The sequence below is a fragment of the Streptomyces sp. NPDC002838 genome (genome assembly GCF_040295365.1).
Lineage (GTDB): Bacteria > Actinomycetota > Actinomycetes > Streptomycetales > Streptomycetaceae > Streptomyces.
This window is the reverse complement of sequence record NZ_JBEOVF010000047.1, coordinates 37,841-50,671: the sequence shown is the minus strand read 5'-3', so window position 1 is coordinate 50,671 and position 12,831 is coordinate 37,841. Positions and strand designations below refer to the sequence as shown.

Below are 12,831 nucleotides of genomic sequence, written 5' to 3'. Positions count from 1 at the left end.
TGAACAGCTCCGGCGCAGCGGCTGTGCAGCCGCCCCTATCGCTCCCGGACCATGCCGCACTCCCACGCCCAGGCGGCGATCTCGACCCGGTTGCGGGCGTCGATCTTCTGCTGGATGTTGGCCAGGTGCGTCTTGACGGTGGACAGCGACACCACCAGCTGGTCGCAGATCTCCTGGTTGGTCCGGCCCACCGCGACCAGCCGGGCCACGTCCAGTTCCCGTTCGGTGAGCGGGCAGGCGGCATCCGGCTCGGGCCGCGTGGAGGACAGTTCCTTCAGCAATCGGACGGTGACGGCGGGGGAGACCAGCGCGTCGCCGCGGGCGGCGGCCCGCACCGCCTCGATCAGCAGGCTGGGCGGGGCGTCCTTGAGCAGGAAGCCGCAGGCCCCGTTGCGCAGCGCGGTGTGCACGTAGTCGTCCTGGTCGAACGTGGTGATCACGACGACCCTCATCGGGGTGTGGACTGTGGGGCCCGCCAGCGCCCGGGTGACGTCCAGGCCGTCCAGTTTCGGCATCCGGATGTCGACCAGGCACACGTCCGGCCGCAGCCGGCGGGCGAGTTCCACGCAGGCGGCGCCGTCGCCGGCCTCACCGACCACCTCGATGCCGGGCTGGGCGCCGAGGATCAGCCGGAAGCCCATGCGGACGAGCTCCTGGTCGTCCGCGATCAGCACCCGGATCGCCGCATCGTTCACGCCGGTGATCCTGCCACAGCGGCCAGCACCGGGAAGGCGGCGGTCACCCGCCAGCCGCCGTCGTCGGTGGGGGCGGCGGTCAGCGTGCCCTCCACCGCTTCGACGCGTTCACGCAGGCCGACCAGCCCGAAGCCGCCGCGTCCGCCGACGGGGACGGGGTGACGCGCGGCCGGTGCCGTGTTGTGCACCTCGACCCGCAGCCGGTGCCCGTCCACGTCGACCCGTACCGCGACCGCGGCGCCGGACGCGTGCCGGCGCACGTTGGTCAATGCCTCCTGCACCACGCGGTGCACGGACGTCTCCACCTCGGGGGCGAGCCGTACCTCGCGGGCCGCCGCGGCGACGTGCAGCTGGGCGTCCGCTTCCTCTCCGGAGAATGCGGAGACCAGGCGGGCGAGTTCTGCCCACACCTCGCCGGGCCGGACGCCCGCGTGGTCGTCCTCGCGCAGGACCCGCACCAGACGGCGCATCGAGTCCAGTGCCTCCGATCCGGACCGGGTGATGTTCTCCAGCAGCGGCCCGACCTGTTCCGGTGCGGTATGCCGGAGGGTCAGTGCGGCATTGGCCTGGACGATGATGCCGGTGACGTGGTGGGCGACGAAGTCGTGCAGGTCGTGGGCGAGTTCCAGGCGCTGGCGCTGGCGCACGGCGGCGATGTCGCGGGCCCGATGCTCCTCCAGCAGCCGTGCCCGCAGACCCCAGGCGAGAGCCGTGCCGGCGGCGAGCGACATCAGCAGGGACCCGGTGACGGCGGTCTGGCTGTCGTACTGGATGTCCCTCGGCAGCCAGCGCAGCGGGATCACGATGACCGCCACGGTCAGTGCGGCCGACACGGCCGCCGCGGTCCTCGGGCCCGGCACCGCCCACACCGCACGGGACAACAGCACCAGCAGAGCGACGCTCTCCAGCAGCCCCCAGGTACCGGCACCGTCCGGGCCCGCGAACGCGCCGATCCCGACCGTGAGGACCAGCGAGCCGCCGGCGACGAGCGCGGCCCGTACCTGCATGCTCGGCCGACGGCCGGGCCACAGCAGCGCCGCGCAGGCCAGAGGGCCGGACACGATCGGCAGCCAGCTGGTCCAGCGGTAGTCGGGCTCCCGACCGGCGAACAGGTCCAGCAGCCACACCAGGGAAAGGACGATCCAGCCGGCGGCCATCAGCGCTCGTCGGGCCAGCGGAGTTTCGGAGTACACGCCCGGCAGCATACGGAAGCGGCGATTCCCGGCGGACTCGGCCGAATGGCCGATGTCCGGCCACCACAACCGGCCGTCCGGCCGAGTCCGCCGGAAACCGTGCGCCCCGATCGTGGACGGCATGCACCTGATGATCACCGTCCTCTCCGGGGAGACCGCCCGATGAACACCCCCTCCGCCGTCCTGACCGGCACCGGCCTGTTCAAGTCCTACGGCATGACCCGCGCCCTGGTCGGCGTCGACATCGACGTGACGGCCGGCGAGTCACTGGCCGTCATGGGCCCGTCCGGCTCCGGCAAATCCACCCTGCTGCACTGCCTGGCCGTGATCGAACGGCCCGACTCCGGTGAAGTCCTGCTGGACGGCAAGCGGATCGACCAGCTCCGCGAACCGGCCCGCAGCGAGCTGCGCCGCACCGCGTTCGGCTTCGTCTTCCAGTCCGGCCAGCTGCTGCCGGAACTGCCCGCCGACGAGAACGTGGCCCTGCCGCTGATGCTCGGCGGCACGGTGCGCCGGGAGGCCGTCGAGCAGGCCCGGCAGTGGTTCGGGCCGCTGGGCCTGCAGGGCCTGGAGGGCCGGCGTCCCGGACAGCTGTCCGGGGGCCAGGCGCAGCGGGTGGCCATCGCCCGGGCCCTGGTCGGCCGCCCGAAGGTGATCTTCGCGGACGAGCCGACCGGCGCGCTGGACCAGGCCACCGGCATGGAGGTGATCCGCCTGCTGGTGGAGGTCAGCCGCCGCCAGGGCGCCGCACTGGTCGTGGTCACCCACGACGCGAACGTGGCCCGCTGGTGCGACCGCATGGTGCAGGTCCGCGACGGCCGGCTGGCCGGAGCCCAGGCCGAGACGGAGACCGGCGCCGAGGCGAAGGCGGGGTACCGGCGATGAGGGCACTGGACCGCACCACCTGGGCGCTGACCTGGCGGCTCGCCCGGGCCGGTGGCCGCACCGGCCTGCTCGCCACCGGGCTCGCGGTCGCGGCGGCGGCCGTGTCCACCACACTGCTGCTGCTGTGCGTCGCGATGAACCTGGGCTTCCAGCACCGCTCGGACCGCACCGACTGGCGCAACCCGGTGGAGTCCTCCCGTCCGGTGGCCGTCGAGGCGGTCGGCACGACGTTCAGCCGGGGAGTGCCCGTCACCGTCGTGGACGTCGCCCGGCTGCCCGGACGCACCGCTCCCGCCCCGCCCGGCCTCGACCGCTTCCCCGCCCCGGGCGAACTGTGGGTCTCCCCGGCGCTCGGCGCCCTGCTCGACAGGCTGCCCGCCGACCGCCACCCGGTCCCCGGCACACCCACCGGAACGCTGGGCCGCGCGGCGCTGGCCCACCCCGGCGAACTCGTCGCGGTGGTCGGACACCGCTCCACCGACCCGGCGGTCACCGCCCCCCGCGCGCCCGATCCGCGCCGGATCGGCGACATCGCCTCCCCCACCCGCGTCGCATCCTTCACCGGCGCGCAGCTCGCGGACGGCACGGGCAGGATGTACGAGTTCCTGGCCCGGCTCGCCACCGTCCTCGTCGTCGTTCCGCTGCTGGTGCTGGGGGCCTCCGCCGCCCGGCTGTCGGTCTCCCGCCGAGACCAGCGGCTCGCCGCACTACGCCTGATCGGCGCCACGCCGGGCCGTATCGCCGGGCTGACGGCCGCCGAGGCGTTGCTGACCGGGACGGCCGGGGCGCTGCTCGGTGCCGTGGGGTACGCGGTGCTGCTGCCGGTGGCAGCGAGTCTGCCGCTCGCGGGCGGCTCCTGGTACACAGCCGACCTGTGGATCGGCGCACCGCCACTGCTGGCGGTGACGGCCGGGGTGGTCGCGCTGGTCGTGGTCAGCGCGCTCGCCGGGCTCCGTCAGGTGGTCGTCGGCCCGCTGGGCGTGGCACGCCGGTCGCGCAGCCGGGGAGCGAGCGCCGTGCGGGCGGTGGTCTTCGTGGCCGTCGTCGCCGGATACGGCTGGATCTCCAAGAAGTACGGGAGCGACGACTCCATGGCGCTGTACGCGTTCGCCGCGGTCTTCCTGGCGCTGGCCGTGATCGGGCCCTGGGTGGTTCGGCTGCTCGGCAGGACCGTCACCGCCCTGGCCAAGCGGCCGGCGACGCTGCTGGCCGGGCGCCGGCTGCTCGACGATCCGAAGGCCGCCTGGCGGATCGTCTCCGGGCTCACCCTGGCCGGTTTCGTAGCCGGGTTCTTCGCCCTGCTCACCCTGGACGCCGCTCCCCCGTGGGGAGGACGGCCCGACCAGCTCGCCATCGCCGCCCCGGACAACAAGGTGGCGCAGGTATGGACGCTGGCCGAACAACGTCTGCGCGCCGCCGGGGTGACCGCGGTGATCGGGGTGGACGACGGCTTCGTGGCCGAGGCCCCCTACGACAGCCGCCAGGTCACCGCCACCGTGTCCGGCGGCCCGGCCGAGCTGGACCGCGCCCGTACCGCGCTGACCGGCCTGACACCCGATCAGTACCCGGTCACCGGCACCGATGTGAACTGGTCCGAGGCACGGTTCACCCGGGACTTCACGACCATCACCCGGGTGGTGCTCGTGGTGACGTTCACAGTCGCCATCACCTCGGCCGGGATCACCGCGGCCGCCAGCGTCCTGGACCGCCGCCGCACCTACGGCCTGCTGTACCTGGCCGGGACCCCGTTGCGGGTCCTGGACGCCGCCCGGAACCGGGAGACGCTGATCCCGGTCACGGTGCTGGCGGGCGGGTCCGTCGCGACGGGGCTGCTGTGCGGGGGATCGCTGACGCTGGCCGGCGGCGACTCGTCGTTCGACGCACGCGGCCTGATCGTTCTCGCGGTGTGCTGCGCCGCCGGGTTCGCCGGAACCCTGACGGCCGCCGGGCTGAGCCGTCCTCTGCTGCGGACGGTCACCCGGCAGGCGGGGGCACGGGGAGAGTGAGCGCTCGGGGCTGAGCCCGACGGCCGGGCCCAGCCCCTGCGGCACACGGAGTCGGCGTACGGCCGCGCCAGGCGTCCGGGCTTGGCGCGCCTACCTCGACTTCTCGACGCATCTGGGCGACTACCCCAACCGGCAGCTCAGGCGCGACTCCGGCTTGACTCGCTACGACTACGAGCTGCTCGTCCACCTGTCGGCGGAGCCTGAGCGCGCCCTCACCATGTCGGAGCCGGCACGGCTTCTGAAGATCACCCGCAGCCGCCTGCCCCACGCCGTCACACGCCTCCAGGACGCCGGCCATGTGCGGCGCCGCGAGGACCCGGTCAATCCCCATCCGGCTGGCCGTCCTCACCGACGAGGGCGCGCGGCTGATGGAACAGGCCGCTCCAAGTCACGTCGAGGCTGTACGTCGCACGGTCTTCGACGCCCTGACCCGGAACCGATCCGGCAGTTCACCGAGACCGGCGAGGCGATCAACGCCTCCTTCCAGCGCGCGGATGACACCGGTGCCGATCCGGACGCGCTGCCCTGGCGGCGCAGATGAGCACCCAGCCGCCCGTCGGCTTGGAGTGCCACCGCCCAGAGATGTCCCGGGCCTGACCGGTCCGCCGACTGGTCGGCCTGCTGCCCGGCGTTCTGGCACGAATCTGGCACGCGAGCACTGATCACGACGGGCAGCAAAAAGGCCCCGGTCTCTGACCTGGGCCTTAGTCGTGGAGCGGGTGACGAGAATCGAACTCGCGCTCTCAGCTTGGGAAGCGACGGCGCTTGCGCGGCCAGATAGCTTCTGACCTGGGCAAATGTCTCTCGGTCCAGCGCCCGAAGGTGCGGGATCGCACCGCTGTTGACCGTGGTTTACCGGTCTTACGGGCACGCCAAGGGCACACCGTGCGGACGGGGCCGCTGGGAGCCCCTCTCCGTGGCCGGCGGACTGCCGATCCTTGGGAGCGAGCGTCGGCTGGAAGGGCGGCATTGCAGGAGCACTCGACGGCGAAGCATCAGCGCAGGCTGGCCCAGGGCATCGACACCGAGGTCCGGTAGCAACTACGCGAGGCAGCTGAGGAGGGAACGCCGGCCGAAGAAGCATGACAACGCGGTGGCCATACAGAACCCGGTCGGTCAGATCTCCGGCCGGGTTCCGTACACCGGCAGCCGTGTTGGGAAGGCCCCTGCAGCACCGCGCGCCCCTCGCGCGCCTCGACCAGGGTTGACTTCCCCGAGCCGTTCTCACCGACCAGAAAGGTCACCGGTGCGGTGAAGCGCAGCCCTTCGTTGAGCAGCTGCCGGACGCAGGGCACGGACCAGGGCCAGGTGTCCTCGTCGTACGAGGAGAGGTGGGCATACGCGCGTTCGACAATCACTCGACCAGTGTCGCCCAGGACTCGGATGACGTACGTGCCTCCAGGTCGTCGGGACCAGCACCTCTTACTCGTTGCTGCCGTGCGTGCGGTCGGTCGCGCAGCCGTTCCAATGCGTGCCGAGGCGGCTCCTCAACGTCCCCAAGCTGAACTCTGAGCGTCCGGGTCGGCGAAACTCGCCAACTGAGGCGCTCAGTCACACCGGTCCGGGGAGCGCTCACATATCCGCGGGGTCCCACGCGCGCCGTCCAGCGCATCCGCGTTCAGTCTCACCACCGTGCGCCCCCGATCGGGTCCTGCTCCGACCAGCCCGGCGAGTCGGCGTACGAGCGTGCCGTGCCCAGCCAGTAGCCCTCGGGACGCTGCCACGCCTCCATCGGCTCCACGGATGCACAGCGACGGCTCCTTCCCGCTGCGGGCGCAGTGGGAAGGAGCCGTCGGTCGGCCGCCGGGACCGCTCGCGTCAGCGGGTGCCGAGCAGGGCGCGCCAGGTCTCCGGGCCGATGACGCCGTCGGCCTGCAAGTGGTGGTTCTTCTGGAAGGCGACCGTCGCAGACTTCGTCTTCGAGCCGAACCTGCCGTCGGTCGCGAGGCCGTAGCCGTAGACGTTCAGCTGCGTCTGTGCTGCCGTCACCGCCTGGCCGGACGAGCCGTACTGCACCGTCGTGATCAGCTTTGACCAGGTGTTCGGGCCGATGACGCCGTCAGCGGCCAGGGAGCGGGACTTCTGGAACTGGATCACCGCGGAGCGGGTATTCGGGCCGAAGATGCCGTCGGCCTCGACCGTGTAGCCCCGCGCGGTCAGCAGCTGCTGGGCGGACCGCACGTCCGCGCCCTTGGAACCGCTCTGGAGGATCGGCCAGGAGACACCCGGGGAGGGGAGCTGTCCGCCGCCACCGCCGTCACCCAGGTTGACCGGGCGGAAGGGGTCGTAGTTGTCACTGCCGATCCCGTACTTGAGCTGCCGGTGGGTCGTGCCGTACGTACCGCGCTGTTCGTACGCCCAGTAGGCGCTGTGCGACGTGTCGGCCCACTTCTCGAAGATCACTACGTGACGGAAATCGCCGTCAGTGGTGCTGTAGTCGATCAGCAGGTCACCCTTCTCGAGCTGACTCATGCTGCTGAGCCGTGTGGTGACGCCGTTTCGCGAGTCGGCCAGCCCGACGGTGTTCAGGCCGGGCTTCCCCAGCCCGAGCGCCATGGAGACATAGCCGGAGCAGTCCTGGCGGTAGCCGTCCTTCCAAGTGCGCTCCATGCTGTAGGGGACCGGGGCTCCATTGTTGGCCGTGAGCCAGGTACGGGCCCGGTTGATCATCGTGTCGCGCGAGAGCGTGGCCGTGGCCATGGTCGACAGCTCGCCGGCCTGGGTGACGAGCTTGCTGTCGGCCTCGGGCTCGGGCCCATAGTCGGTCTCCTTCTGGGCGGCGACCGTCGCCAGCTTCGAGGAGTCGCTGTCGGCGAGCGATGGTGCGACGGCGATTGCGGCCGCGACACCTCCGGCGGCGACGCCTATGAGAGTGACCTGCGCGCGGCGCGTGAGTCGGCTGCGAAGAGACATGATTCCCCGTATTCCTTTTGTTGTGGCACGCCGAGCCGAGTGGGCCGAGCAGGGCTTGGAATGCTTGTCGTTCATCGAGTGCCGCCTGCGGCGCTTGACGGGTCATCACGATGGCAAGGATTGCTGCCCGGGCCCGGCGTTGTTGCGAAGGACGGGACTAGCCAGGGGGTTTCGTCCGGATCACTGGGTGGACCGGAGGGACACGCACGCCCCGTCCCCTCCTGCACGAGGGGACGGGGCGCGTGTGTCAGGGACGCCAGCCGTCCTTGATGCGGCCCTGCTGCACCTGCCAGGTGCCGCTGCACTTCCCGTCGTCGGGGTCGCCCCAGATCTTGATGGCGTCGGCGTCGTTCGCCCAGGTGCCGCCGTTGGGGTGGGCGTAATTGCCGAGGTTGACGGCGGTGTTCCGTGGGATGCAGAGGTACGCGTCCGGGGAGGCACCCTGGTCGATCAGCCAGACGGAGTCGTCGTTACGGGTGTTGACGACCGCGTCCACCCGGTTCCCTCCGCCGATGATGGCCTGGTAGGAGGTGTCCTGGTACCAGCTGAACCTGCTGCCGTTCTGGTAGGAGCCGTCGTACAGACACACGCGCGGGTACGAGCAGCCGTGCATGCTGCTGGCGGCGGCGGGCGGGGCTGTCAGCGGGGTCAAGGTCGCGGCCAGCCCGGCGGTGAGCAGGGTCGCCGACAGCTTTCTGTTCAGCTTCATGGGAACACTCCTGGTGAGGTGGCATGAGCGGAGCCGACCGCAGCGGCCGGCTCCGCAACGAGAATGCGGGGTCGGCGCGATGGTCGGCCACAGCTGACGCAGAAGTGACCTCATCCCGGGACGTCCCGCGCGCTGACCTGCGGAGATGTCACCTGCCGAGTCCCTGCGGCGGGACCGCGACGAGAGGGGATGGCTGATTCCACGCCAGGGCGGGGTCGCGCCGGGGCGGGGTGCCCGCTCTGTTATCCCCGTGACAGCTGATGCAGAATGAGACCGGGACACGGGGGGCCGGGCCTGCGGTCCCGAACGCGAGTGGGGGGAAGCGTGTCGCGATGGAAGGAACTGCCCGCAGAACTGCATCCACACGTCCACCAGTTGATCGTGCGACTGCGCAGGCTTAAGGACCGCAGCGAACTGAGCACGCGGCAACTGGCCGCGAGAACCGGGTACAGCGCGAAGTCGTGGCAGCGATATCTGAACGGCAGGTCTCTACCGCCGCGGGAGGCCGTCGAGGCGATGGCCCGCGTCGGCGGTGACGATCCGACCCGGCTGCTGGTGATGCACGAGATCGCCGCCCAACGCTGGGCGGAGGGACGGGCGGTCGCCACCGACACCCCCGAGGACCTCTCCGCGACACCGGAACACACCCCCACGGAGAAGCAGCGGTACGGGCGTCACCTGCGCGTCGCGGTCACGGCGGGAGCCGTGGTCACGGCGCTGTCCGTCTCCGCGGCGCTCCTGCTGGCCGTGCGGCTCACCGAGGCCCGTGCCCAGCTCGCGCGCGACCGCAGCGATGCTGTCGCGGCGGCCCCAGCCACCGTGTCGGAATCCATGGTGCCGGTCATCTACACCTGTCGGCTGGAGCAGCGTGACGGCCGCTGGTACGCGGGCCTGAGCCGGACCACGAGCATCCTCCTGTCCAACACCCACGTGGGGCTCGAAGTGGCCGAGGCGCAGTGCCTGCTGCACCGGGCGGGCACCGCGCCAGGCGACATCGACGGCGTCTTCGGCCCGAAGACGCGGCGAGCGGTCGAGCGCATGCAGAAGCGGAACGGGCTGGTCGTGAACGGAGTCATCGACCCGCCCACCTGGCAGGCCCTACGGGAGGCGACGCCCCAGTGACCACGGAACACACCCGGCTGGTCGCGGCGCTGCGGGAGCTGCGGGCCGGTGCGGGGCTGAGCCTGGCGGCGCTGGCGGAGCGAACGGCGTACAGCAAGTCCTCGTGGGAGCGTTACCTCAACGGCAAGAGCCTGCCTCCTCGCCAGGCCGTACGGGAACTGTGCCGGCTCGCGAACGAACCGGACGGGCGGCTGCTGGCCCTGTGGGAGATCGCCGAGTCGCACTGGAGCGGACGCGCGGTGGCCCCCGCACCCGCCCCTCCCACGGACGAGTCGCCGCGGCCACATCCTCAGGAGGCGCCACCGCCCGCCGGGACCGGGTGGCGGAGACTTGGCGGGAGCAGGCTCCTGGTGGTGCTGGCGTCGGCGTACACCATGATCGTCGGTGGTGCTGCGGCCCTGCTGTTCTTCCTGCTGCCGGACTCGGAGGCCCAGGAGGGCGAACCGCTGCCGGCCTCCGTCCCGTTCTCCCTCGCTCCCCAATGCCACGGAGCCGCCTGCGAGGGCCGGGACCCGATGCGCCTGATCTGCGGCCTCGGCCCCGACACCCTCGCCTCGTACCGCACGGCCACCGGCGCCCACGTCGAGCTGCGCCACAGCAAGAAGTGCGGTGCGAGCTGGGCCCGGACCTGGGGGACCGAGATCGGCGACCGGTTGGACGTCACGGCAGGCGGCCCGACCCACGGCGTGCGCATCAGGAACAAGGACGATGCGGCAACCTTCATCTACACCGAGATGGCCGAAGTCCGTCCCGGCAGCACCGTCCGGGCCTGCTTCCGGCCCGCGTCGGCCGACGGCGAACGGGAGTGCTTCGAGGCCCGCGTGGGCGGGGCCGCCACCACGACCCGGCCGCCCTCACCTCCAGTGGCGTCAGGCTCTCGCGAGTAGCGTCCGGCCCTCGGACGTGTCGATGCCGAAGTCGGGATTTCTCAGTGGGGGTGGGCGGGTGGGGAGGCCGTCGGTGGTGGTCGGAAGAGCTCGGCGTCGGGGCCCGGGGTTGCGCGTGAGTCGCTGACTTCTTGTGGTTCGAGGGAGCCAATGCGAGGGAGCCAAGTGGCACGGCGCAGCGTGACAGGAGAGGCATGCGACCACCAGATGAACCGCGCGGCGGCCGGGGTGCGGACGAGCACGAGTTCGACGCCTTTTACGCCGCGAGCGTCGGCCGACTCATCGGCCAGCTGTATGCGATGACAGGCGACCTCGCCGAGGCGCAGGATGTGGTCCAGGAGGGTTTCGTCCGGACCTGGGAACGCCGGGCCGAACTGGACTTGAACGGCGCCGGAGGCCGTCGCCCTGTACGTCCGGAGGAACGGTTCCAGCCTGGCCAGCCCTCCGACCGGCGGTCTGGAGATGTGCTGGACGCCTGCGGAGCAGGCCGGGGACGCGACCCCGTACGGCCTGCAGCACCTGCTGTCGAGGGCCAGGTGGGATGCCGACGCGGTACGTGACGACATCCGCGGCTTTGTCGTCGAGCGTCTGCGCCACGAGGACGGCCGGACGCACACCTTTGCCTTCGGCCGTCAGCTCGACGTCCGCACGATCCGCTCGGCCGACTTCGAGGGCGGCCAGGAGCTCACTGAGCGGGCGGTGGCCGCGTACATCGCGAAGTACGCCACCAAGGGTGCAGAGACAGCGACCGGCACCCTGGACCGGCCGATCAAGTTCCTCGCCGAGCTGGCCGGGGCCCGGATCACCGACCATGCCCGTCGCATGATCCGCACCGCCTGGGACCTCGGCGCACGCCCCGAGCTGGCAGACCTCCGGCTCCGCGCCTGGGCCCACATGCTCGGATTCCGCGGCCACTTCTCCACCAAGTCCCGCCGCTACTCCACCACCCTCGGCGCCCTCCGCGACGCCCGCGCCGACTGGCGCCGCGCCCAAGTCGCCCCGGCCGTCCCACAGGACGACGAAACCACGCTCGTCCTCGCTCACTGGGTCTTCGCCGGAACTGGTCTCAGCAGTGGTGAGCAGTGGCTGGCCGCATCCCTCGAACCCGCCGCCGGAACGGAAGGAGAGCCGACCACATGAACGACCGCTACCTGTCCGTCGACCAGGTTGCCGAGCTGCTCGGTACGACCACCTGCTTCCCCCGGCGGCTCATCGAGGAGCGGCGCATCCGGTACGTGAAGGTCGGTCGGCACGTCCGCATCCCCGAGAGCGCGGTCGCGGAGTTCATCTCGTCTCGCACCGTCGAGCCGCTCAGGCGACCCCGTGCGCGTTACAGGAGGGCTGCCTGATGGCCAACAGCAAAGGCAGGCGGCGCCGCTTCGGGGCGATCAGACGGCTTCCGTCCGGCCGGTACCAGGCGCGCTATCCGGGGCCTGACGGCGTGATGCGCCCGGCGCCCGTCACCTTCGAGACGACGGCTGACGCGGACGACTGGCTTGCTGAAAAGCAGACAGAGGTCCGCCGTGGCGAGTGGCGTGACCCGGATGCCGGGGCTGTGAGCTTCCGTGCCTACGCCGACAAGTGGGTGGAGGAACGAGAGCTCGCTGCACTGACCCAGGACCTGTACCGCTACCTCCTCGACAAACACCTGTTCGCCTTCGCCGAGTTGGACTTGGACGAGATCACCGCCCCGCGCGTCCGCGAGTGGCGGGCCGAACGCCTGCGCATCACAGGGGCCAAGACGATCACGGCCAAGGCGTACCGGCTCCTCAAGGCAATCATGGAGACGGCCGTGGATGACGAACTGATCCAGCGCAACCTGTGCCGGATCAAGGGCGCCGGTAAGGAGAAGACGGCTGAGCGGCGCATCGCCACGGTCGCCCAGGTCGATGGGCTCGCCAACGCGGTGGGGATACGGTGGCGCCTGATGGTCTACCTCGGCGCGTACGGTCCGATGCGGCCGGAAGAGCTGGCCGGCCTCCGCCGCCGGGACGTCGACCTCGACAACCTGCGCATCCGTGTCGGCCTTGCCGAGCCGGAGCGGATGAACGGGCGACGCGTACAGGGGGACACCAAGTCTGAGGCCGGAACTCGGACTGTGATCCTTCCCGCGTTCCTCCGCCGGGAGCTCCGATGGCACCTGGAGAGCTACGCCGAGCCCGGCCCCGATGGGCTGCTATTCGTCGGTGAGAAAGGCGCTCCCTTCCGGCGCAGCACCTTCGGGCGGAAGTGGCGGAAGGCGCGGGAGATCGTCGGCCTGCCCAAGGGCTTCCGGTTCTACGACCTCCGGCACACCGGGCACACTCTGTCGACCCGCTCGGGTGCCACGCTGAAGGACACGATGGTGCGGGCTGGGCAGTCCTCCAGCCCGGATGACCGCCGAGAAGCGTTCGGAGCGAATCTGGCACGCGGCGAGTGATC

Annotated in this window: 11 protein-coding genes and 3 pseudogenes; 9 read left to right on the top strand and 5 right to left on the bottom strand. The window is 71.2% G+C overall.

Translation table 11 applies throughout. The features are described 5' to 3' along the window. Positions 1-35: 35 nt before the first annotated feature. Together ABT063_RS40175 and ABT063_RS40170 are read right to left on the bottom strand one after the other, a co-directional pair. The gene (locus ABT063_RS40175) at positions 36-695 is read right to left on the bottom strand and encodes a response regulator (protein ID WP_351065732.1); all 660 of its coding nucleotides are present in this window, start codon (positions 693-695) and stop codon (positions 36-38) included. After that, a complete protein-coding gene (locus tag ABT063_RS40170) occupies positions 692-2,011 on the bottom strand; it encodes a sensor histidine kinase (protein WP_351065730.1) in 1,320 nt (439 codons plus the stop codon). The genes ABT063_RS40175 and ABT063_RS40170 overlap by 4 nt, the downstream gene beginning before the upstream one ends. Before the next feature lie 39 nt (positions 2,012-2,050). On the opposite strand from ABT063_RS40170, the gene ABT063_RS40165 reads away from it, so the two are divergent. The 3 genes from ABT063_RS40165 to ABT063_RS40155 all read left to right on the top strand — a co-directional run bounded on the left by ABT063_RS40165 (position 2,051) and on the right by ABT063_RS40155 (position 5,320). After that, positions 2,051-2,773, top strand: coding sequence for an ABC transporter ATP-binding protein (locus tag ABT063_RS40165; RefSeq protein WP_351065728.1), 723 nt, complete (start codon positions 2,051-2,053; stop codon positions 2,771-2,773). Further along, positions 2,770-4,779 carry an FtsX-like permease family protein gene (locus ABT063_RS40160; protein WP_351065726.1) on the top strand — a complete coding sequence of 670 codons (2,010 nt, stop codon included), beginning with the start codon at positions 2,770-2,772 and terminating at the stop codon, positions 4,777-4,779. Before ABT063_RS40165 ends, ABT063_RS40160 begins: the two co-directional genes overlap by 4 nt. A gap of 154 nt (positions 4,780-4,933) precedes the next feature. Further along, positions 4,934-5,320: a MarR family transcriptional regulator gene (locus ABT063_RS40155; RefSeq protein ID WP_351065724.1), complete on the top strand. Its 387-nt coding sequence runs from the start codon at positions 4,934-4,936 to the stop codon at positions 5,318-5,320. Positions 5,321-5,959: 639 nt separating this feature from the next. Here the strand turns inward: ABT063_RS40155 and ABT063_RS40150 are convergent. The 3 genes and pseudogenes from ABT063_RS40150 to ABT063_RS40140 form a co-directional block, all read right to left on the bottom strand. After that, positions 5,960-6,137 (bottom strand): annotated as a pseudogene (locus tag ABT063_RS40150) (AAA family ATPase); the annotation flags it as partial. 460 nt (positions 6,138-6,597) lie between these two features. Next, positions 6,598-7,692, bottom strand: a complete 1,095-nt coding sequence (locus ABT063_RS40145; protein WP_351065722.1) for a peptidoglycan-binding domain-containing protein — start codon at positions 7,690-7,692, stop codon at positions 6,598-6,600. Positions 7,693-7,939: 247 nt separating this feature from the next. Then, positions 7,940-8,401, bottom strand: a complete 462-nt coding sequence (locus ABT063_RS40140; RefSeq protein WP_351065721.1) for a hypothetical protein — start codon at positions 8,399-8,401, stop codon at positions 7,940-7,942. 324 nt (positions 8,402-8,725) lie between these two features. On the opposite strand from ABT063_RS40140, the gene ABT063_RS40135 reads away from it, so the two are divergent. From ABT063_RS40135 to ABT063_RS40110, 6 genes and pseudogenes are all read left to right on the top strand, one after another. Next, positions 8,726-9,523 (top strand): peptidoglycan-binding protein, encoded by a 798-nt coding sequence (locus ABT063_RS40135; protein ID WP_351065719.1) that lies wholly within the window; start codon positions 8,726-8,728, stop codon positions 9,521-9,523. Next, complete coding sequence (locus ABT063_RS40130; protein WP_351065717.1) at positions 9,520-10,410, top strand: helix-turn-helix domain-containing protein; 891 nt, start codon at positions 9,520-9,522, stop codon at positions 10,408-10,410. The genes ABT063_RS40135 and ABT063_RS40130 overlap by 4 nt, the downstream gene beginning before the upstream one ends. A 194-nt stretch (positions 10,411-10,604) precedes the next feature. Further along, positions 10,605-10,802 (top strand): annotated as a pseudogene (locus ABT063_RS40125) (sigma factor); the annotation flags it as partial. A gap of 97 nt (positions 10,803-10,899) precedes the next feature. Beyond that, positions 10,900-11,550: pseudogene (locus tag ABT063_RS40120) on the top strand (replication initiator); the annotation flags it as partial. Next, positions 11,547-11,759: an excisionase family DNA-binding protein gene (locus tag ABT063_RS40115; RefSeq protein ID WP_351065716.1), complete on the top strand. Its 213-nt coding sequence runs from the start codon at positions 11,547-11,549 to the stop codon at positions 11,757-11,759. The pseudogene ABT063_RS40120 and the gene ABT063_RS40115, both read left to right, overlap by 4 nt. Continuing rightward, positions 11,759-12,829: a site-specific integrase gene (locus ABT063_RS40110; protein WP_351065714.1), complete on the top strand. Its 1,071-nt coding sequence runs from the start codon at positions 11,759-11,761 to the stop codon at positions 12,827-12,829. Before ABT063_RS40115 ends, ABT063_RS40110 begins: the two co-directional genes overlap by 1 nt. The last annotated feature ends 2 nt before the right edge of the window (positions 12,830-12,831 follow it).